Source organism: Paenimyroides ummariense (assembly GCF_900115115.1).
Lineage (GTDB): Bacteria > Bacteroidota > Bacteroidia > Flavobacteriales > Flavobacteriaceae > Flavobacterium > Flavobacterium ummariense.
The window spans coordinates 1-21,438 of record NZ_FOVI01000004.1 but is presented as its reverse complement, the minus strand read 5'-3'; the positions used below and the strand labels follow the sequence as shown (position 1 = coordinate 21,438).

At 33.9% G+C, this 21,438-nt stretch carries 17 protein-coding genes, 1 rRNA gene and 1 riboswitch; of the genes, 4 read left to right on the top strand and 14 right to left on the bottom strand.

The genetic code is table 11. The features are described 5' to 3' along the window. The 4 genes from BM253_RS04000 to BM253_RS03985 form a co-directional block, all read right to left on the bottom strand. The gene (locus tag BM253_RS04000) at positions 1-1,014 is read right to left on the bottom strand and encodes an iron ABC transporter permease (RefSeq protein ID WP_091519526.1); all 1,014 of its coding nucleotides are present in this window, start codon (positions 1,012-1,014) and stop codon (positions 1-3) included. Next, positions 1,014-2,141: an ABC transporter substrate-binding protein gene (locus BM253_RS03995; RefSeq protein WP_091519524.1), complete on the bottom strand. Its 1,128-nt coding sequence runs from the start codon at positions 2,139-2,141 to the stop codon at positions 1,014-1,016. The genes BM253_RS04000 and BM253_RS03995 overlap by 1 nt, the downstream gene beginning before the upstream one ends. Positions 2,142-2,373: 232 nt before the next feature. After that, entirely contained in the window at positions 2,374-2,646 is a 273-nt protein-coding gene (locus tag BM253_RS03990) for a hypothetical protein (protein ID WP_091519520.1), read from the bottom strand. Between the two features lie 251 nt (positions 2,647-2,897). Next, on the bottom strand, positions 2,898-3,674 hold the full coding sequence (locus tag BM253_RS03985; protein ID WP_143095580.1) for a hypothetical protein: 777 nt from the start codon (positions 3,672-3,674) through the stop codon (positions 2,898-2,900). Between the two features lie 83 nt (positions 3,675-3,757). After that, a riboswitch (cobalamin riboswitch) is annotated at positions 3,758-3,953 on the top strand. 28 nt (positions 3,954-3,981) lie between these two features. Between BM253_RS03985 and BM253_RS03980 the strand changes: the two genes are divergently transcribed. Both BM253_RS03980 and BM253_RS03975 read left to right on the top strand, forming a co-directional pair. Then, the gene (locus BM253_RS03980; protein WP_091519515.1) at positions 3,982-5,823 is read left to right on the top strand and encodes a TonB-dependent receptor plug domain-containing protein; all 1,842 of its coding nucleotides are present in this window, start codon (positions 3,982-3,984) and stop codon (positions 5,821-5,823) included. 1 nt (position 5,824) lies between these two features. Continuing rightward, positions 5,825-6,838, top strand: coding sequence for a YncE family protein (locus BM253_RS03975; protein ID WP_091519512.1), 1,014 nt, complete (start codon positions 5,825-5,827; stop codon positions 6,836-6,838). 58 nt (positions 6,839-6,896) lie between these two features. Here the strand turns inward: BM253_RS03975 and BM253_RS03970 are convergent, their stop codons facing one another. The 9 genes from BM253_RS03970 to BM253_RS03930 form a co-directional block, all read right to left on the bottom strand. Continuing rightward, positions 6,897-8,207 carry a dihydrolipoamide acetyltransferase family protein gene (locus BM253_RS03970; protein WP_091519508.1) on the bottom strand — a complete coding sequence of 437 codons (1,311 nt, stop codon included), beginning with the start codon at positions 8,205-8,207 and terminating at the stop codon, positions 6,897-6,899. Positions 8,208-8,297: 90 nt separating this feature from the next. Further along, positions 8,298-9,446 (bottom strand): glycosyltransferase family 2 protein, encoded by a 1,149-nt coding sequence (locus tag BM253_RS03965; RefSeq protein WP_091519504.1) that lies wholly within the window; start codon positions 9,444-9,446, stop codon positions 8,298-8,300. A 6-nt stretch (positions 9,447-9,452) separates the two neighbouring features. Then, entirely contained in the window at positions 9,453-10,493 is a 1,041-nt protein-coding gene (locus BM253_RS03960) for an arginase family protein (RefSeq protein WP_091519502.1), read from the bottom strand. A 214-nt stretch (positions 10,494-10,707) separates the two neighbouring features. Further along, positions 10,708-11,940: an imidazolonepropionase gene (gene hutI, locus BM253_RS03955; protein ID WP_091519499.1), complete on the bottom strand. Its 1,233-nt coding sequence runs from the start codon at positions 11,938-11,940 to the stop codon at positions 10,708-10,710. An 86-nt stretch (positions 11,941-12,026) separates the two neighbouring features. Continuing rightward, complete coding sequence (locus BM253_RS03950) at positions 12,027-12,749, bottom strand: LOG family protein (RefSeq protein ID WP_091519496.1); 723 nt, start codon at positions 12,747-12,749, stop codon at positions 12,027-12,029. A 125-nt stretch (positions 12,750-12,874) separates the two neighbouring features. Continuing rightward, entirely contained in the window at positions 12,875-15,706 is a 2,832-nt protein-coding gene (uvrA, locus tag BM253_RS03945) for an excinuclease ABC subunit UvrA (protein ID WP_091519493.1), read from the bottom strand. A 105-nt stretch (positions 15,707-15,811) separates the two neighbouring features. Then, a complete protein-coding gene (locus BM253_RS03940) occupies positions 15,812-16,123 on the bottom strand; it encodes a DUF2695 domain-containing protein (protein WP_091519491.1) in 312 nt (103 codons plus the stop codon). A gap of 15 nt (positions 16,124-16,138) precedes the next feature. Beyond that, positions 16,139-17,947: a chloride channel protein gene (locus BM253_RS03935; RefSeq protein ID WP_091519488.1), complete on the bottom strand. Its 1,809-nt coding sequence runs from the start codon at positions 17,945-17,947 to the stop codon at positions 16,139-16,141. A 35-nt stretch (positions 17,948-17,982) separates the two neighbouring features. After that, positions 17,983-18,585 (bottom strand): acyl carrier protein phosphodiesterase, encoded by a 603-nt coding sequence (locus tag BM253_RS03930; RefSeq protein WP_091519485.1) that lies wholly within the window; start codon positions 18,583-18,585, stop codon positions 17,983-17,985. A gap of 105 nt (positions 18,586-18,690) precedes the next feature. On the opposite strand from BM253_RS03930, the gene BM253_RS03925 reads away from it, so the two are divergent. Together BM253_RS03925 and glmM are read left to right on the top strand one after the other, a co-directional pair. Next, the gene (locus BM253_RS03925; protein WP_091519484.1) at positions 18,691-19,527 is read left to right on the top strand and encodes a hypothetical protein; all 837 of its coding nucleotides are present in this window, start codon (positions 18,691-18,693) and stop codon (positions 19,525-19,527) included. 67 nt (positions 19,528-19,594) lie between these two features. Further along, positions 19,595-20,980: a phosphoglucosamine mutase gene (gene glmM / locus BM253_RS03920; RefSeq protein ID WP_091519482.1), complete on the top strand. Its 1,386-nt coding sequence runs from the start codon at positions 19,595-19,597 to the stop codon at positions 20,978-20,980. Positions 20,981-21,346: 366 nt separating this feature from the next. Here the strand turns inward: glmM and rrf are convergent. Next, a 5S ribosomal RNA gene (gene rrf, locus BM253_RS03915) occupies positions 21,347-21,438 on the bottom strand; the annotation flags it as partial.

The following is a 21,438-nucleotide window of genomic DNA, read 5'->3' as shown; positions in this document are numbered from 1 at the left end:
TTATCTGTTTCTCAAAATTAAATAAATTACCAAAGGTGCACCTAATATCGAAGTTACAGCATTTATCGGCAACACAAACTGTTCACCGGGTAACTGACATATAATATCGCACGTAATTAAAATTAACGCTCCGATAATGATGTTGCCTGTGAACAAATGAAAATGATTGGTGGTTTTATAAATAATTCGTGTAATATGCGGAACTGCCAATCCTATAAATGCAATTGGTCCTACAAAAGCGGTACAAACCGCAACCAACATACAGGTTACCAAGATGATTAAAAACTTGGTCTTTTTAATGTTTAATCCCATGCTTCTGGCATAGCCTTCGCCCATTAAAAGCGTGTTTAAAGATTTGTTCAGTAAGAAAGATCCTGCCAAGGCTGCACATAAAATAGGGACAATAAAAGAAATCTGCTGCCACGAAATGTTTCCTAAACTGCCTAAATTCCAAAAAGTAAATTTCTTTAATTCTTCAGCGGTTGAAAAATAAGCCAGAACATTCACAAAAGCACTCGTAAAACTACTGAACATCAACCCCACAATTAACAGCGTAGCTATTTGTTTTATGCGTTGCGATATTCCTAAAATAATAAACATTACCAAAATACTTCCGCCTAAAGCAAAAAGAATAATGGTAAGGTTACCAGTAAGATAATTTTGCAGTGTTAGTGAAAACAGACTTTTTCCTAAAATACAGATTGCCACCCCTAAACTTGCACCAGAACTTACACCTAAAATATAAGGTTCTGCCATTGGATTTTGAAAAAGCGTTTGCATCATCATTCCGGCAATTGAAAGTGCTGCACCAACAATACAGGCAATTACCAGTTTAGGCAATCTGTATTCTAAAACAATATATTCCCAACTTGCTTTTCCTGAAAAATTACCGCTTACAATTTCCAAAACATCGGTCACAGGAATTCGTACCGATCCAATTACAAGGTTTAAAACCCCTGCAATTACAAGCAATACAAGAAAAAGTAAATGATATTTGGAATATTTTGCAAACATTATTTTAAGGCTTCAATAAATGCTGGTTTGTAGTTTGGTAAAACATTTGGATGAAGGATCGAAATTAAATCTTTCAAAACCAGATCCGGACGATTAGGAGCATCTTCATAAAAAATCAAGCCGCCTGTTGGTCCTTTTTTGATAGAATACGAATAGATTTTTTTGTTTTGAAACGCTGCAAATTTGCCATAATGCTTGTTGGCTGCCACCATTTGATCGAACGTTGTAAATTCGCCCGGACCAATCCAAACATCGCCGTTCATTGCTTTTTCAAAAACAGCTTCAAACGATAACGACAAACTTCCTGTACCTTTTGAATCACTCCACAAATAATTTCCTCCGGCATCTTTTATAAAGGCAGCCATCCAGCTTTCGCCTTGCGGAACGTACCAAACATCCTGAAAAATGGCTCCGCTCAAAACGGTTGGTCGATTCGTTACATTGCCAACTAATTTTTTGGCGTTGTTGTATTCTGTAACTATATTATTAAAATATTCGTTGGCTTTTTGCTGCTGATCAAACAAAACGCCGAAAAACTTTACCCATTCTGCTTTTCCCAAAGGCGATGTTTCCACCCAATCGGCATTATATAAAACGGGAATTCCAGCTTTTTCGAACTGATTGAATTTCGCCGTTTCACTGTCCATACTCAATCCGACGATTAATTGTGGTTGCAGATCGACCGTTTTTTCGAAATTCAAACTGTGTTTATCAGACAATTCTTTTACTTTTTCGGCATCGATTTTTTGTCGAACATCGGCAGATGAAATGTAATCTAAATTGGGAAAACCAACCAATTTGTCGGTTTCATTTAAAGCTACAATCGAAGAAATATGTGTGGTTGATGTTGCTACCAAGTTTTTAACCGGCGTTTGTATAAAAGTATATTTTGCCAAACTGTCTGGCAGGTTTTTGTTAGATTTTGCACAAACGTACGTAAACGTTTTAGTGGCATTTGGCCAAGGTTTGGTAACCTTCATTACAACAAAATCGTTGTAATTGTGTATTTCTAATCCGTTGGCGAATTCAATGCTGTTTTCAACTTTTGCAGTTGTAGTTTCAGTTGTTTTTTTACAGCTTACAAAAGCTATAAAAACCGTTAGCAATACGTATTTTGATAGATTCATTTTTGCACTTTTAGTTGCGCAAAGATAGTTTAACAAAAAGTATTTTCGAAGTTTCTGTTTAATTATTGCCGATTTTAGTAAGGTTTCTTGATACTCTGAATTAGATTTGCTTTGCTACTGACCCGATTTGAATTATTTTTCTATTCTTAGTTTATAAAGTTATTACTCAAAGTCGGGAGACTTTGCGTAGCGGGGAAGCGTTTTTTAAGTTTTAATGATTTATAACAATATTTCAAATTAATACTTTATCTAATATTAAATTTGCGTGATAAATCGATAAATTTCCTATGTGTACGATATATCTTAAAATTGTTGAGAGCGTCCTTTTATTAGATATTTTCTTTAACTCATCAATTAAATCCTCTTCTGAATTAATTTCTTCAAAAATCCTCTTAATTTCTTTTACATCTATAAAATTTGGGTTTAATCCCTTAATAACTTCATCAACATTTTGATTGTTAATACGTTTTACTCCATTTTCTATTTTGATTACAATTAATTTCATATTTTATCTATAAACCTTAGTTTGATTAATAATTTTCAAAAAATTAGTCAATCACAAATAATATAGTTAAATTTAAGTTGCTAAAAATCAAATTTTTAATTATAAAATTCATGATTAACTACTCTAAAATTAGCGATATTTTTGTCTTGTATATGAATTCTGCAAAGATTTTGATAAAACTCTTCTGCCTTTTCTGTTAGGCAAGCCTTGCTGCACAAAGGCACCCGATTTTGAGCACTATCAATTTACCATTAATCAACAATCCAAGACGGATAATCATCTACATAAATCCACTGATTTTGTTCTTTTCGTATAAAAATAAAATTCCGGCAAATTTGATTGTCTCTACATTTAAACGAAAACAAATAGCAACCTTTTGTAAAAGAATCGTTGAATACGGTGCGATAAACTTTTTCTGCCTTAAAACAATATTCGTCATTACACGAATCATTTTCTGCTGTAAACTTATAGTACGAATTATCTAATTCTTTAACCGAAAATAATTTGTCAGTGCCTTTATAATGTATCTGCCTTTTAATTAAATCGATGTATTCTTCGCCAATAATCGTATCCAACCGTGCCATATTATTATACTTAAAATCATCAAGCAAATTATTATAATTGTCATCCCAATCTGCATTTTTTCGAAGATCGTTGTTTAATGGTTTGTACTGATAAGCATAAAGTGTATCGCTTATTTTCACTCGAATTTTTCTATTTTTTAATTCTGCCGAAATACTGTTGGAAATATAATCCAAACTATCTACTAAAATATGAACAAGTTCTTGCTTTTTAATAGAATCTTCTTCCTTTACAATTCCCATTTTATAGGCAAACTGCAACATTTCATATCCTTTTTTTCCTTTGATATAACTTGCAACCGAATTTGGACTTGTATCTAAATACTGACTTAAAGTTTCTCTGATGATTTTTTTCTCTGTTTCAAAATCAATTTTCTGCGAAAAAGAATTTATCGTCAATAAAACAAAAATCACATTTAAAAGTGTTTTCATTGTGGTTCTATTCATAATTTTAAAGATAATTTAAATAATACTATTTTTTTGTAGAACTTGTATTACAAACTTTAATTTGCAATATTGATAAAATAGAGTACTTTTGCCAGATATTAGGTTGCAATTTTTTGCATTAATAGGGAAATAGGTGCGATTTTTTTAATTCCTATGCTGTTCCCGCAACTGTAAGCTTTGTTTGTAACGAACTTTTGTTTTTAACTACGCCACTGAATTTTTTTGGGAAGGCAAAAACAAGAAGCAAGCCAGGAGACCTGCCTAATGATTACTAATTGATTTCGCCTTCGGAGAAAAGGTTAAACAAATGAACAAAGCGATCGTTTATTCTTTATTTTTTTCAACTTTTAGCTACATTGCGTATTCGCAGAGTAATTCTTCTATTGAATTAGACGAACTTATTATTGAAAAAAGTAAAATTTCTAATCAGTCTAAATCACAGAATTCCATTGTTTTAAACGATTCTTTGGTTGAAAACAGCGTTGGCACATTTACTGATTTTCTTCAGAAAAACACTACACTATATTTTAAGGAAAACGGTTACGGAATGGTAAGTTCGCCGTCTTTTCGAGGAACAACATCGCAACAGACCAGTGTTTTATGGAATGGAATTAAGATCAATTCGGCACTTTTAGGTCAGACCGATTTTAATTCTACAGCTTTTAAAAGTTACGATAATATTGTTGTAAAACCAGGTGGCGGAAGCGTTTTGTACGGAAGCAGTGCTATTGGCGGAACAATACATTTGAACAACCAATTGCAATTTAACAAGATTACCGAAAATGAAATTCAATTGAATTATGGCAGTTTTAATACGCAGGGAATTCATTATAAAATTTCGACAGGGTTTGATAAATTTGCGGTGAATGCACATTTTGGTTATAATAAAAGCGATAATGATTATGAATGGATCGGAAAAAATCGTAAAAACATAAACGGTCAGTTTTTCAATACCGATTTTGGTGCGGAACTTGCCTACAAAGTAAACACCAAAAATACGATTGAATTTTACTCGTCAAGCTATAATGATGACCGTCATTTTGCATTGCAAACACCATATCAGACCAAGACAAAATATCAGAATAACTACAATCGAAATCTGTTAAAATGGCACTATAAAACCAATCGGTTTTTAAACACGTTTTACGCAGCAAACATCAAAGAATCATATTCTTATTTTGATCAGTTGCCTACTAATAGTAAATCGGGCGGAAAAGCAAACACTTTATATTTTAAGAACGAAAGTTTTTACAACGTTCTACAGAATTTTAAATTGTCAGGATTTTTAGAGTATCAAAAAACAACTGGCGAAGGGCAAGGTTCGGGTTTGCCATTTTCAACACAAGAAATTTTTGCTGTAAGTGTTTTAGGAAATTATGATTTTACCAATCGGTTAGGAATTGAAGTGGGTGCAAAAAATGAAATGGCAAAAGATTACGAAAATCCGTTTTTGTTTTCGGCAGGACTTTATTACAACACCGAATTGTATCAGTTAAAAGTAAATTCATCTAAAAATTACCGCATACCAACTTTCAACGATTTGTACTGGCAACAGGGCGGAAATTTAAATTTAAAACCCGAAACAAGTCATCAGTTCGATATAAACCATAACTTCAAATATAAATCAGTAACTTTTAATATATCAACTTATTATACATCAATTACAAACATGATTCGATGGATTCCTACGAACGCCGGTTTTTGGGAAGCTAACAATGTTGATGAAGTTACTATTTATGGTGCCGACGTATTTTTGAACCTGAAAAAACAATGGAATAATCATTTGGTTCAGTTTAATTCAAATTACGGTTATACCAGATCCATCGACAAAAAAACAGAAAAACAGCTTACTTATACACCTTTGCATAAGTTTAATGTGCAACTTTTTTACGGTTATAAAAATTTCAGCATTGTACCATCATTCTTATATGTGGACGAAATTTTTACAACTGCATCAAATGATAAAGCAAGTGCTTTAGATGCTTATGGAATAGTTGATATTGATATTCAGCAAAAAATTAAATTCAAGAAAAATCCGTTTATCATCAACCTAAAAATAAAAAATGCTGCCAATACGGTTTATACAAACATGCCAGAACGCGTGATGCCTGGCAGAAATTATCATATACAATTAATTAAAAAGTTTTAAAATGAAAAAAATTTTAGCTCCAATGTTTGCTGTAACACTTTTATACAGCTGTAGTAATTCTGATGACAACACAGTTCCTGTAAATCCTGACGAAAAATATTTAGACGGTATTTTTGTATCAAACGAAGGAAATTTTACAAAAGGAAACGCATCAACGTCATACATTAATAACGGTTTAACAACAATAACAAACGATATTTTTACAACAACAAACGGTCGTGCGTTAGGCGATGTTTCGCAATCAATGGTTGTTACAGATAAGTATGTTTACATTGTTGTGAATAATTCAAACACGATTGAAGTGGTTAACAAGAAAACATTTAAATCGGTTTACACGATTACCCAAGGTTTAAGTTCGCCGAGATATGCCGTTGTTAAAAACAACAAATTGTATGTTACCAGTTTAAATAAAGCATCGGTAAATGTTTATAATGCCGAAACTTTTGCTTTTATAAAAGAAATTGAGTTAAACCATACGTCTGAAAATATCGTTGTTGTTGGTGACTATATTTATACTGCTAATGGTTTTTATAGTGGAGGAATGGCGATTGAAGTGATTAATCCTGCAAACGACACCAATACTGTTGATATTGCTTTTGATAAGGCTATTAGCGGAATTTCTACTAACGGACAATTTGTATATGCGTTGAGTGCTAACGCAACTACAACAAGTGTTTCTGTGGTAAATAACACAAGTATTACAGCAACAAAAGTTTTAGATCAGCCTATTGCGCGCAATATTGTTGCAGAAGGATCGAACCTTTATTATACAGCTGGAACCGGAGTTTATAAAATGAGTAACTCTTTAACTGCTGCAGGTACAAAATTGTTTGATGTTGCCCAAGGAGCAGATTTTTCTGTATTCTACGGATTTAATGTAATTAACGGAACTATTTTTACTTCTGATGCAAATGGCTTTGTAGATAATTCTAAAATTGTTATTTATAAAGAAGACGGTAGCGTTGTTAAAGAATTTGCCGGCGGTATAGGAACCAACGGTTTTTATAAATTTTAAAAACACTTAATTTATTAAACGAAAAATCCCGAGGTTTTCACTTCGGGATTTTTACTTTTTAAATATCTCTGTTAGGATCAAAAGATTCTAAATATTGTGCTACTCTTTGAACAAACTGTCCGCCTAATGAACCATCAACAACGCGGTGGTCATAAGAATGCGATAAGAACATTTTTTGACGGATACCAATGAAATCGCCTTCAGGAGTTTCAATAACTGCAGGAACTTTTCTAATAGCTCCCAACGCTAAAATACCTACTTGTGGCTGACTGATGATTGGTGTACCAAAAACAGAACCAAATGTACCAACGTTTGTAACGGTGTACGTTCCGCCTTGTGTATCGTCTGGTTTTAATTTACCTTTTCTTGCACGGTCTGCTAAATCGTTAACCGCTTTTGCCATTCCAACTAAATTCAATTGGTCTGCATTTTTAATTACAGGAACAATTAAATTTCCGTTTGGTAAAGCCGCTGCCATTCCTAAATTAATATTTTTACGTTTAATGATGTAGTCACCATCAACCGAAATATTCATCATTGGAAAATCTTTCAAGGCTTTTGCAACTGCTTCCATAAAGATCGGCGTAAAAGTAAGCTTCTCTCCTTCTCTCTTCTCAAAAGCATTTTTAGTTTTGTTTCTCCAGTTTACGATGTTTGTAACATCAACTTCGATGAACGACTGAACGTGAGCCGATGTTTGAACTGATTGAACCATGTGGTGCGCAATCATTTTACGCATACGATCCATTTCTACAATCTCGTCTTGTCCGTTTACAGAAACCGGAGCCGCTTTACTTGCAACTGGCTGTGAAGTTTGAGCCGGAGCTGGAGCAGATGTTTGTTGAACCGGAGCTGCCGCTGGTTGCGAACCTCTGTTTTTAACGTAATCTAATATATCTGTTTTGGTAATTCTACCATCTTTTCCTGTTCCGTTAATTGCTTCTAATTCGGCAATAGAAATACCTTCTTCTTTTGCAATATTCTTAACTAAAGGCGAGAAAAATTTTTCCGATGCATTAAAATCGGCAGCTTCAACAGTTTCTTGTGCCTGTGTTACTGTTTTCTCTACTTTTTCAACCGAAACTTCTTCTTTTGCAGGTGCAGCACTTGGTTGTGCAGCATCACCGCCTTCTGTTTCAATAATAGCAATGGTTTGCCCTACCTGAACAACATCATCTTTCTGAAATAAAATTTCAATAATTTTCCCACTAACTTCGGTAGGTACTTCACTATCAACTTTATCGGTAGCTACTTCAACAATTGTTTCGTCTTGTTCAACAGTATCTCCAACATTTTTTACCCAATTTGTAATGGTTGCCTCTGCAACGCTTTCACCCATTTTAGGTAATTTTAATTCAAACTTTGCCATATTTTTAGTAAAGAGTTGTATTTAGATTAAAGTATTACAAAAATAGTAATTTTTAAGACTATTTACCTGTTTATTTAAAATTTTTAATGGTTAGAAAGATAAAATTTCTCCCCTATCGTTTTTATCATTGCTTCCAATGAAAAAATCGGAATTTAAAGCTCGAATTTTAAACGATTTATTAGTTTTTTGATTTTGATTGATAAATCGTATATAATCTTTATAACTAATTGATTCGCTATCAATTAAAACTTCGATATTTTTATCAGGCTGATTTATCGTTTCGATATCATCTAAAAAATAAACCCAATCTAACGGTTTATCAACCTTATTCACAACACTTTGATAAATAGCTGCGTTATTGGTTACCAAAATATAATGATCTGTAAAGTTGGTTGTATTGCTTTTTTCTGATTTCTTTTTAAAAGCGAACAATGCAATTCCAATATTCATAATACTGTTGAACCACCACGATGTTTTAAAATGCTTTTGATAAAAAAACTGCATGGCTTCTTTAAAGCGCATCATATATTTACCGTCTTTCAAGGTACTTTCACCTTTAAAATGAATCACAGTAGTTTTTGGAACGTAATAATTCTGCAAGCCTGTTTTCGAAACCATATAGCTTAAATCTATATCATCGGCATACATAAAACATCCTTCATCGAACCCACCAACTTCCAAGTAAATATCTCTTTTCATAAACATAAAAGCACCGACAAGAATATCTGTTTCTCCTGTTTCGTTTTCAGAAATATGTTGTGCGTAGTATTTATTAAACCATTTTGATTTTGGAAAGATTTTATATAACGATGCTACTTTTGTAAATGCAACCCAAGGTGTAGGCACTCCGCGCTTACTTTCGGGAAGAAATTTGCCCGACCCGTCGATCAATCTGCAACCTAAAATTCCGGGATCTTTCAGTGATTGATATTCTTTCAATAAAACTTCAAAGGTATCTTCCGCAACAATAGTATCCGGATTTAAAATACAAATGAATTCGCCTTTTGCATGATCAACTCCAATATTATTTCCTTTGGGAAAACCAGCATTTTCTGTCTGATACAAATAAGTAACGTCTGGGAAAATGGTTTGCATCATTTCCTTTGATCCATCGGTAGAAGCATTATCCACAACAATAATTTCACCATTGAGGTTTTCAATAGCTTTTTGAACACTTTTTACACAGATTTCTAAAAAGTGCTTCACATTGTAATTTAAGATAACGACAGATAATTGCATGAAAATTTATTTAACGTAAGGCAGCTGTGCTTTAATAAAATCGGTTACCAAATAGGTTAAAAATTTACCTAACATATTTGCAGGCGATGTGCCTAAACTTGCAGAACCTTCGCACAAATGCAGATAACTCGCATTTATATTATTTGCTGTAAGATTTACAAACTGACGAGCTTCTGTAACTGAAAAACCGCTTGATGACATAGCACTGCTTGCAATATTTTCAACTGCATCTACATCAATTTCAATCCCGTACGGTTTGTTTTTTATCAGCTTATTTACATTGTTTATGCTGGTGATGAAATCTTTTTCAAATCGAACCTTTAAGTCTTCAAAAGTAAATAACTTCAGTTTTTCGGGCTGATCTTTAAATTGATGTAACATGTATTTGTTTAAATAATTTTCATGTGCACCAAAAACACAATACGTATCTAAAAATCCCTCGTTAAAAGCATACGAAAATCCGTTGCCGCTGTGACGACCTTCCATCGCTCGAAAATCGGTATGGGCATCAAAATTCACCACATTTATGCTTTTTCCTTTTGCCAACGCCAATCCTTTTATATTTCCGTAAGCATTGTTATGTCCGCCACCAATTACGATCGCCTTTTTACCCGCACGATGAATCAGCGTATTTAAGTAGGTAACATCTTTATCAATTTCTGATACGATTTCATATAGTCGATTTAATTGAGAAGGATCATTCGGATCTAACTGTTCTACTTCGGCATTGTAATCTTTATAATTCAAACATCCAATTACTGCAACATTTGATGCTTTTAAGTATTTATTGTTTTGAATATTCAAAAACGACGATAAAAAAACGTCCCAACTGTGCGTGGTGCCCATTCTGCCAAAATTTGCCTTTATTCCTGCAAATTCCTTAATACCAAAAATTATAAATGACGCGTTGGTATCATTTATAAAATCGTTCAAGCTAACTCCTTGATTAGAAGGATATTTAATTTTTTCGCCGAACTTGGTTTCGTCTTTTCTTAAAACTAAATGCTGCGATAAAGTGTTTGTGTTAAAGTATTCAAAATTTTCCATTGAATGGGTATAAGAAATCTTAGTAAAATCAACCGTTATAAGTATTATTTATACTTTTTTAAAATTTAACATACGTTATCTTGTTCAAAATTAATGATTTATTATTAACTTTGTAATAGGTAAATATATATCGATATTAATTTCGATTATATAAAAATCTTTTTCATAACTATTTTTTTTCACACCGATAATCCAAGATTATCGGTGTGTTTTTTTATTGCTTTTTTCCGTTTAAATATACCGTTTCTATTAAATCGCTACCGAAATTATACGGAATGGCGTAAATAGAATGTATGGGTTTTGTGATAAAAAACGATGCTTTTTTTCCTTTTGTGATACTTCCGTATTCGTTTTCAACTTCCAACGCATAAGCAGCGTTTAAAGTCGCAGCGTTAAAAGCTTCCTCAGGAGTCAATTTCATTTTTATGCACGATGTAGCCACCACAAAATTCATATTTCCGCTTGGTGTGGTTCCCGGGTTGTAATCTGATGCAATTACCAATGGCAAATTCGCATCCAACAATTTACGTGCAGGTGTGTAAGGAATCGATATAAAATAAGAACAAGTTGGCAATGCCACTGGAATGGTGTTTCCTTTTTTCAGAGCTTCAATATCAACATCTTCCACTACTTCCAAATGATCTACCGTAAGTACGTTTTCTTCCACACACATTTCAATTCCGTTAATCGCAGTAAACTGATTGATATGGATTTTTGATTTTAAACCAAATTTTGTAGCTGTTTGAATTATTTTTCGAGTTTCATCAACGGTGAAATATCCGGTTTCCAAGAAAGCATCAACATAATCTGCCAAGCCTAATTTGGCGATTTCAGGAATCATTTCGTTACAAATAGCATCAACAAAACCAGCCTGATTTCCTTTAAATTCAGGTGGTATGGCATGCGCACCTAAAAAAGTTGCTTTTATTTTTACAGGATAATTCTCTTGTAATTTCTTTATCACCCGTAACATTTTTAATTCGGCTTCTAAACTTAAACCGTATCCCGATTTAATTTCAATAACTCCGGTTCCTAAAGCAATTAATTCTTCCAAACGAGCAGCTGCATCTCTATACAATTCGTCTTCAGAAGCATTGCGCAACTTTTCTACCGAATTTAAAATTCCGCCACCACGTTTATAAATTTCATCATAACTTAAACCATTAATTCTATCAACAAATTCCTGTTCACGATTGCCTGCATACACAATATGCGTGTGACTGTCAATATAACTTGGCATAATCATTTTACCCGAAACGTCAACCGATTCGTCAAAATCTTTCGGTGCATTTTCCATTGATCCATAATCTGCAATTAGATCATCTTCAACCACTAAAAATGCATTTTTTATTGAAGGAAGTTCTTTCATTTCACTTCCTTTTAATATGGATTGATTGTTTTCGCGAACCTGAAAAAGTTCTTTTATATTGTAAAATAAGGTTTTCATTTCATTGTTTTGATTCTTTTCAAAGATAGATAGTTCTTGCAAATTGGCATAAAAAAATCCGTTTCTTTTGAAAACGGATTGGTGTATTAAAAATTCGGACTTAAATTGTATTTTTTATAGAAGTTATCAATGATGGTAACTACTTCATCGGCTGTATCAACCACTTTAATAAGGTTTAAATCTTCGGGTGATGCGTTAAAATATTTTTCGATCATTACCGTTTTTATCCAATCAAGCAAACCCGACCAAAATTCACGACCAACTAATATAATAGGAAATTTACCAATTTTCTTGGTTTGAATTAAGGTAATTGCTTCAAACAACTCGTCTAACGTTCCAAAGCCACCCGGCATTACAACAAAACCTTGCGAATATTTTACGAACATTACTTTACGTACAAAGAAATAATCGAACTGCAGGTTTTTATCGTGATCGATATACGGATTAAAATGTTGTTCAAAAGGTAGATCGATATTTAAACCTACCGATGCACCACCACCTAAATGTGCTCCTTTATTGGCAGCTTCCATAATACCCGGACCACCACCCGAAATTACGCCGTAACCTGCTTTACTTATTTTAAAGGCAATTTCTTCTGCCAATTTGTAATATTGATTGTCGTTCTTTGTACGTGCCGAACCAAAAATAGATACACACGGACCAATGCGTCCCATTTTTTCGTATCCGTTTACAAATTCAGACATTATTTTAAAAATTGCCCACGAATCGTTTGTTTTGATTTCGTTCCACGATTTCTGCGTTAAACTTTCTTTTATTCTGATATCTTCTTCTGATAAATTTTCTTCCATATATTTTTTTGTTTAATTGTTGATTTGTTTTAGGTTTAATCGTTTATCTCGGATGTTTTAGTAGTTCGAAGTTCAAGTTAAAAACTCTAACATACATAAACTTAGAACATACAACATAAAACCTATTACTTTAATTCTTTCTTTAAAAAACGTGCGGTATGGCTTTTTTTGCTTTTAGCTACTTTTTCAGGTGTACCAAAAGCGACAACTTCGCCTCCATTTTTACCACCTTCGGGACCGATATCAATAATATGATCGGCAATTTTAATAACGTCTAAATTATGTTCGATAATTAAAACGGTATTTCCTTTATCTACCAACTGCTGCAATACTTCCATTAACACGCGAATATCTTCAAAATGCAGACCGGTTGTAGGTTCATCTAAAATATAAAACGTATTTCCGGTATCTTTTTTAGATAATTCGGTTGCCAATTTAATACGTTGTGCTTCACCACCAGACAACGTAGTACTTTGCTGCCCCAACGTAATATACCCCAAACCAACATCTTGAATGGTTTTTAATTTACGATAAATTTTAGGGATATTTTCAAAAAACGGCACACTTTCTTCAATCGTCATATCCAGAATATCCGCAATAGATTTTCCTTTATAGCGAATTTCCAAAGTTTCGCGGTTAAAACGCTTACCCTGACAAGTTTCACATTCTACATAAACATCGGGTAAAAAGCCCATTTCAATGGTTCGCAAGCCCGATCCTTCGCAGGTTTCGCAACGTCCGCCTTTAACGTTAAAGCTAAAGCGTCCTGGTTTGTAACCACGAATACTTGCTTCAGGTGTTTTGGTAAACAAGGTTCTGATTTCCGAAAAAACTTCGGTATATGTTGCAGGATTTGAACGTGGTGTTCTACCAATCGGACTTTGATCGATGCCGATCACTTTATCAATATTTTCTAATCCTTCAATTTTATCGAAAGCCTGCGGAACTTTAATTGCATTGAAAAAATGCTCGTTTAATATTGGATACAGCGTTTCATTAATTAAGGTTGATTTACCAGAACCTGAAACTCCAGACACACAAATCAACGTTCCTAACGGAAATTCAACCGTTACATTTTTTAGGTTATTTCCTTTTGCACCAAAAAGTTTCAAGGTTTTACCGTTGCCTTTTCTACGTTCTGTTGGAATCGGAATATTTAAATTTCCGTTTAAATATTGTGCCGTAATGGTTTCCTCTTTCAACAATTCTGCCGGTGTACCTGAGCTGATAATTTGTCCGCCGTTTAAACCGGCTTTCGGACCAATATCAATCACATAATCGGCTTCTTCAATCATGTCTTTATCGTGTTCAACCACTAAAATCGAATTGCCTACATCGCGCAACTGTTTTAACGAAGTAATTAATTTTTCATTATCGCGCTGATGCAAGCCAATACTCGGCTCATCTAAAATATACAGAACGCCAACCAACTGTGAACCAATTTGAGTTGCCAAACGAATACGCTGAGCTTCGCCACCAGAAAGGGTTTTTGACGATCGATTTAAGGTAAGATAATTCAAACCAACATCTAACAAAAACGACAATCGGGTAGAAATTTCTTTAACGACTTCGCCAGCAATTACTTGTTGTTTAGAACTCAAATTTTCATTCAAGCTACCAAACCAATCACTTAACTGATCCAAATCCATTGATGCCAAATCGGCAATATTGTTGTTATTCACTTTAAAATAAAGCGATTCTTTTCGCAAGCGAGAACCATTACATTCGGGACAGGTAATTTCGTCCATAAAATCGCCAGCCCAACGTTTAATTGCCGCTGTTGGCGCATCGTTAAACTGATTTTTTATAAAGTTTGATATTCCTTCAAAATCAATTTTATAGTCTTTGGTAATTCCCAAAATTTTCGATGCAACCGAAAAACTTTCTTTTCCACCGTTTAAAATAACATCTAGCGCATCGGCTGGAATGTCTTTAATAGGATCGGTCAATTTAAATTCGTAACGTTGTGCAATAATCTCTAATTGCTTAAAAATCCAAGTGCTTTTTTGTTCGCCAATAGGTTCAATTCCACCAGCTTTTATAGAAAGTTCGTTATTTGGAATAATTTTTTTAAGGTTGATTTCGTTGATCGTTCCCAAACCGTTACAAACCGGACATGCACCTTTTGGCGAATTGAACGAAAAGCTGTTTGGTTCGGGAATGGGATAGGAAATTCCCGAACTTGGACACATTAAATGTCGGCTGAAAAATCTCGGAGTTTCACCTTCGTGCGGCAAAACTACCATAATATCTTCCCCGTGATACATTGCCGTTTTTATGCTTTCTGCCAAGCGTTTCTGCGTATCTTCGGTATCATCAACCGCCAAACGATCAATAACAATTTCTATATCGTGTGTTTTATATCGATCCAATTTCATACCCGAAACAATATCTCGAATTTCGCCATCAACACGCACTTTTACAAAACCTTGCTTGGCAATTTGATCGAACAATTCACGATAATGTCCTTTACGCGAACGAATTACGGGCGATAAGATATTGATTCGCTGCCCGGAATAATTTTCGGTAATAAGTTGTTGGATTTGTTCATCGGAATAGCTGACCATTTTTTCGCCTGTTTCGTAAGAATAGGCATCAGAAGCACGGGCAAAAAGCAAACGGATGAAATCGTAAATTTCGGTGATGGTTCCAACGGTTGATCGCGGATTTTTGTTCACCGTTTTTTGTTCAATGGCAATAACCGGTGACAATCCGTCGATCTTATCAACATCTGGTCGTTCCAATCCACCCAAAAACTGACGCGCATACGAAGCAAATGTTTCAATATAACGGCGCTGCCCTTCGGCATAAATGGTATCAAAAGCTAAAGAGGATTTTCCGGAACCCGATAAACCTGTAATAACCACCAGTTTTTCGCGCGGAATGGTAACATCTATATTTTTTAAGTTGTGAACGCGAGCGCCCAAAACCTGTATATTATCATCTTGGTTTTGCATAGAAAAATTCAAAGTGCAAATATACAAATTGCTTTGTTTTTAAGATATTAAAGGTTTGGTAAAAAGTTTTTATTTCTCCCACAGATGCACAGATTTTGATTTATTCTAAAGGATAGCATCTTCATCAAATAACTCCTCTACATTATACAAAACCTCACAGTCACAATAACCACCATTTTTATTTAACCAACTAATAGTTTCTTGAACGTTAGTTATATTTTGATTCCTTAATATTTCAAGTGTAGTATTTAAAGTATGATCACATTCATTTTGCTCTAAATAATCATTCAAATAGTCAAAAATCGTCTTGAAATAATGTCTTGAAATTGGTAGATTTTCTTCAAATTCTTTCCTAGCATTCTCTCTTAATTGCTTTTTTAAAAGTTTTCTTTTTTCTATTTCCTCTTTACTCGGCATAATATTATATTTAAGCTATTCTATCCTTAAATTCTTTAAATTTTCTCGGTAAACTTCTAAAATTTTCACTTTAGTAACGTAGCCAATGAGTTTGTTTTGCTGGGTAACGAGTATTTCAGACAAATGGTTTTCGTCTATCATTTGAAGTGCATTTCCTGTGTTTTCTGAAAGCGATACCGAAAAAGCAGGTTTCATTTCGGTTTCTATAAATGTGGAACTTAATTTGTAATTGTTAAATAATATAGATCGAACATCATTCAAATAAATAATTCCCAACACATTTCGTTCTTCATTAATTATAGGAATAAACGTTTGACTGGTTGTTAAAAACAGATTTTTAACATCGTACATAGAGTTTTCTGTTGTTAAAACTTCGGCATCGTTACTGTAAATGTTGTGTAATTCGATCTTATTCAAAATATTTTTGTCTTTGTCTGATGTAAACACCAAGCCTTTATCTGCAATGGTAAAAATATCCATAGAATAATTATCGTATCGTTTCGAAATTGCAAAACTAATCGATGAAACAATCAACAACGGAACCATTAAACCGTAACCGCCGGTGATTTCGGCAATCAGGAAAATGGCAGTTAATGGCGCATGGAATAATCCGCTTAAAACGGCTGCCATACCTACAACGGTAAAATTTTCGATCGGTAACTTTTTAAGTCCGATCAACTCAATAAACTTAGCCACCATGTATCCCAGATAAGATCCAACAAAAAGCGATGGAGCAAAATTACCGCCGTTTCCGCCCGAACCAAGTGTTAACCCAGTTGCAATACTTTTTATAAATGCTGTCAAACCCACAAAAACCAAAACAATCCACGGGTTTTTACGGAATTTTTCTAATAATGAATTTTCAAGGATATCGGCAGCATTGTTATTTGCTAAAGATTTAATACTTTCATATCCTTCTCCAAAAAGTGTTGGGAAAAGAAAGATAAGAACCGCCAACATACTCGCACCAATCAAGGCTTTACGATACGTGCCAAACGGAAGGTTCGATGCAAAATGTTCTACCTTGCGAAACATTCGAGCGTGATATATAGAGAAAAAACCGGCAGCAACGCCTACCAGCACATAATAGCCAATGTTGGAATAATCAAAAGTAAACTGACTTTTAAAATTTAATATGATGCTTTCTTTTAAAACCACTGCCGAAACAATGGCTCCGGTTGCCGATGAAATCATTAAAGGGATAAACGCCGTAACGCTCATATCGGCAATAATTACTTCAATAGCGAACAAAACACCGGCAATTGGGGCGTTAAACGCAGCTGCAATTCCCGATGCCACACCGCATGCCAATAACAATGTTCGATCTTTATAATTAAAACGAAAATTTTGTGCAAAGTTTGACCCAAATGCGGCGCCTGTAATAGTAATAGGAGATTCTAATCCGGCAGATCCACCCATACCAACCGTTAACGAACTGGTAATAATTTGCGCGTACATTTGCTTTCTGGGCATGTAACCCGATTTCTTTGCAACCGCAATCATAATTTGGCTGGTGCCTTTTTCTATAGATCCGTCTAAAAACTTTTTAATGATAAAAACGGTGAGCAAAATTCCAATTACAGGAAAAATACTATTTGAAAATGGCAATTTATAAATAGTATCTAAATAAGTTGCCAATTTAAAAACACTGTGTGCAAACGATTTTAAAAGAATAACCGCCAACGCAGAAGAAATGCCGACCAAAACACACGAAATATATAAAAACTGTCGATCGGAAATAATTGTTTTTAATAAATACAATATTCCTTCAAGGTATCGAAAAGTTTTTTTAAATCTATTTTTTTTGTTTTTGGCTGCGTCCATTATGCAAAAGTAACTTACTTAAAATTAAAACCCAATCATTTTTTAAGTTCTTCTGCAATTCTAAATCGTTCTGCTTCGGCATGCACCATTAAGTCTTTAAAAAACAAATGAAATTCACGCTGAAAATCTTCGTAATTCGCATATAAATCATCAACCGCTTCGTACATGTTTGATTTTAACGGAAAACGCTGATCCATCTGTTTTAAAATCTGCTGTAAATCGGTTAAATGTGCATAGCGTTCCAGCCAATTCTGATTTACAAGATAAGGCAGTAAATCACGGGTTTTTATATTGAGTTCGTCTTTATGATTTTCTAAACTTTGATAAAATCGTTGGGTAAAAACGGCTAAATCTTCATGATGATACATGTTCCATTCCTTCGCCAGAAAATGATCGTAAAACATATCGATAATAATCCCCGAAAAATGATTAAATTTTGGAACCAATCGGTATTTTGATTGACGAAATATCGGATGAAAATCTGTAAAACTATCAATAGAACGATGCAGTAAAACACCTAACTGAATATCGGAATGGTAATGTTCGTAGTCTTTCCCACGGATACCATCGCCCATAAAATTGCCGATCTGTATGCGTTCATTCGTTCCCGATAAATAAATATGCGCTAGAAAATTCATTAAAAAACCATGCTGATTAGACTTCTAATATAAGAAAATCATTTCATTCTAGTTTTTATATCTTTGATATTGAAAACATTTTCAAATTTCACAACTTTATCCAAGATGAAACAACTAACCATATATATTTTATACTTTTTACTTATAAGTATTTCAGGATATTCACAAAAAACTGATGACAGATATATAACAGAACCCAGTCCTAAAAGATTTTTTCCTGAATTAAACGATATTGAAAAAGTAAAATACGTTAAAACGATATATTACGAAATAGATTCAAAAAATAAATTTTTAGGTTATTTTTGGGATACAGAGATTTATGTAGATGAATATCCATATAAATATTTTTATCGCATTGACAATAAAACAAATGATACCATTTTTAAGATCATTTATGAGTATTATGAAGACAAAAATACTTTGAAATATGTTATAGAAGATAATAATCCTACTAATGAAAAAAATATGTTCCGCCCTGAAAATACTAAACGTTGGTATTACGATAAAAAAGAAAATATTGTAAAAAAATTAGAGGCTGTTAATACTAAATCGCAAATAACCAATAGGTATTTTAATTCTAGGAATCTACTTATCAGAGAAGAAAGTATTTATTTTAATAACGACAAATCTATTATTTACTATTTATATAATGAAGCTCATCAATTGGTTAAAAAAATTAGAACCTACAACCATAATATTGACTATATAATAACTTGGGCATACAAAGAAGATAATACATATTATGTAACAGAACAGCTAGTTTATGATAGAGAAAGTATCGAATTTAACAATACCATAAAACCTGAAAATTCGATATCTTCAATAAAAAAAACAGATAACAAAACTAAATATTCCTATGATAAACATAATAATTGGATAAAAGAAACGTATGTTGACAATGAGGGCTTCATGATTACCGAACGTGAAATCATTTACAAATAATTAAACTTTCTATTTCTAATAATTAATAAAGTAATCTTTATATTTGTTTGTTAAAAAATGTAAATAAATGACCTTAATAAAATCAATTTCGGGGATTCGCGGAACCATTGGTGGTAACGTGGGCGAAAATTTAACTCCGATCGATGCTGTAAAATTTGCATCGGCTTATGGTACTTTCCTAAAAAATAGATTAAAAAAAGATAAATTAACCGTTGTAATTGGTCGTGATGCGCGCATTTCGGGTCCAATGATCCACCAGTTGGTTATGCAAACATTGGTTGGATTGGGAATTAATATTATAGATTTAGGATTATCTACCACGCCAACCGTTGAAGTTGCTGTTCCTTTGGAAAAAGCTGATGGTGGAATTATTCTTACGGCATCGCACAACCCGAAACAATGGAATGCACTGAAATTATTGAACAATAAAGGCGAATTTTTAAGCGGAGCCGAAGGTGCTTTGATTTTAGAAATTGCAGAGTCTGATGATTTTGATTTTGCCGATGTTGATTCGTTGGGAACCATTACCGAAATTACCGATTATATGGATCGCCATATCGATGAAGTTTTAAACTTGAAACTGGTTGATGTAGAAGCCGTAAAAAGCAAAAAATTCAAGGTGGTTGTTGATGGTGTAAATTCTTCGGGCGGAATTGTAATTCCAGATTTATTAAAGAAAATGGGCGTTGAAGTGGTTGAACTTTATTGTGAACCAAACGGACATTTTCCTCACAATCCCGAGCCTTTAAAAGAACATTTAACCGATATCTGCGAATTGGTTGTAAAAGAAAAAGCCGATTTTGGTATTGTGGTTGATCCCGATGTAGATCGTCTAGCTTTTATTAGCAACAACGGCGAAATGTTTGGTGAAGAATATACGTTGGTTGCGGTTGCCGATTATGTATTGAGTAAAACGCCAGGTAATACGGTTTCAAACATGTCGTCTTCTCGAGCGTTAAGAGATGTTACGGAAAAACACAACGGAATGTACGAAGCATCAGCAGTTGGCGAAGTGAATGTGGTAGAATTAATGAAGAAAAACAATGCTATCATTGGCGGCGAAGGTAACGGAGGAATCATTTATCCAGAAATTCATTACGGTCGCGATGCCTTGGTTGGTGTGGCTTTATTTTTAACGCACTTGGCAAAACAAGATTTAGATGTGGCTGCTTTAAGAGCGTCGTATCCGGCTTATTATATGAGTAAAAATAAAATAGAACTGACTCCTGAAATTAATGTGGATGCTATTTTAGAAGAAATGCAAAAGCTATATGCAAATGAAAAAATCAGCACTGTAGACGGAGTTAAAATCGACTTAGCAGATTCTTGGATTCATTTAAGAAAATCAAATACGGAACCTATTATTCGTATCTATACCGAAGCACCATCTCAAAAAGCAGCTGATGACCTGGCACAAAAAATATTGAAAGAAATTGGGGATATTGTAGAATAATATTTTCAAATTGAATAATTTTAAAACTCCTGCAAATGCAGGAGTTTTTATAAATTTTAATCAAGGCAATCCCTTCCGCGATTGATACGGGTCGGGCTGTCGCGAGTCGCTTTTTGTTTTGTACCCTGAGTCCTATCGAAGGGCGAAGGGCAACAAAAGAGCTCCAACAAACGCTCCATCCTTATTGCGGTGTGTTGGGGTGTTTGATGCCGGATGTTGAATGTTTGATTTTAGAGTAATATTTGTTTAAAGTTTAACATTCAAAGTTTCTATGTAAGCCTAAAATCCGTGCCAATCTGTGTAATCTGTGGTTAAACCTATTAAATCAAAAAAAGTCCTTATCAATTCTGATAAGGACTTTCTAAAAAAAGGCGGCGACATACTCTCCCACATTAAGATGCAGTACCATCTGCGCAATCGGGCTTAACTTCTCTGTTCGGAATGGGAAGAGGTGAGCC

Bases quoted from the DNA above. Each gene is read 5' to 3' on its own strand.
- BM253_RS04000 (WP_091519526.1), bottom strand. From the start codon at position 1,014: ATGTTTGCAAAATATTCCAAATATCATTTACTTTTTCTTGTATTGCTT.
- BM253_RS03995 (WP_091519524.1), bottom strand. From the start codon at position 2,141: ATGAATCTATCAAAATACGTATTGCTAACGGTTTTTATAGCTTTTGTA.
- BM253_RS03990 (WP_091519520.1), bottom strand. From the start codon at position 2,646: ATGAAATTAATTGTAATCAAAATAGAAAATGGAGTAAAACGTATTAAC.
- BM253_RS03985 (WP_143095580.1), bottom strand. From the start codon at position 3,674: ATGAATAGAACCACAATGAAAACACTTTTAAATGTGATTTTTGTTTTA.
- BM253_RS03980 (WP_091519515.1), top strand. From the start codon at position 3,982: ATGAACAAAGCGATCGTTTATTCTTTATTTTTTTCAACTTTTAGCTAC.
- BM253_RS03975 (WP_091519512.1), top strand. From the start codon at position 5,825: ATGAAAAAAATTTTAGCTCCAATGTTTGCTGTAACACTTTTATACAGC.
- BM253_RS03970 (WP_091519508.1), bottom strand. From the start codon at position 8,207: ATGGCAAAGTTTGAATTAAAATTACCTAAAATGGGTGAAAGCGTTGCA.
- BM253_RS03965 (WP_091519504.1), bottom strand. From the start codon at position 9,446: ATGCAATTATCTGTCGTTATCTTAAATTACAATGTGAAGCACTTTTTA.
- BM253_RS03960 (WP_091519502.1), bottom strand. From the start codon at position 10,493: ATGGAAAATTTTGAATACTTTAACACAAACACTTTATCGCAGCATTTA.
- hutI (WP_091519499.1), bottom strand. From the start codon at position 11,940: ATGAAAACCTTATTTTACAATATAAAAGAACTTTTTCAGGTTCGCGAA.
- BM253_RS03950 (WP_091519496.1), bottom strand. From the start codon at position 12,749: ATGGAAGAAAATTTATCAGAAGAAGATATCAGAATAAAAGAAAGTTTA.
- uvrA (WP_091519493.1), bottom strand. From the start codon at position 15,706: ATGCAAAACCAAGATGATAATATACAGGTTTTGGGCGCTCGCGTTCAC.
- BM253_RS03940 (WP_091519491.1), bottom strand. From the start codon at position 16,123: ATGCCGAGTAAAGAGGAAATAGAAAAAAGAAAACTTTTAAAAAAGCAA.
- BM253_RS03935 (WP_091519488.1), bottom strand. From the start codon at position 17,947: ATGGACGCAGCCAAAAACAAAAAAAATAGATTTAAAAAAACTTTTCGA.
- BM253_RS03930 (WP_091519485.1), bottom strand. From the start codon at position 18,585: ATGAATTTTCTAGCGCATATTTATTTATCGGGAACGAATGAACGCATA.
- BM253_RS03925 (WP_091519484.1), top strand. From the start codon at position 18,691: ATGAAACAACTAACCATATATATTTTATACTTTTTACTTATAAGTATT.
- glmM (WP_091519482.1), top strand. From the start codon at position 19,595: ATGACCTTAATAAAATCAATTTCGGGGATTCGCGGAACCATTGGTGGT.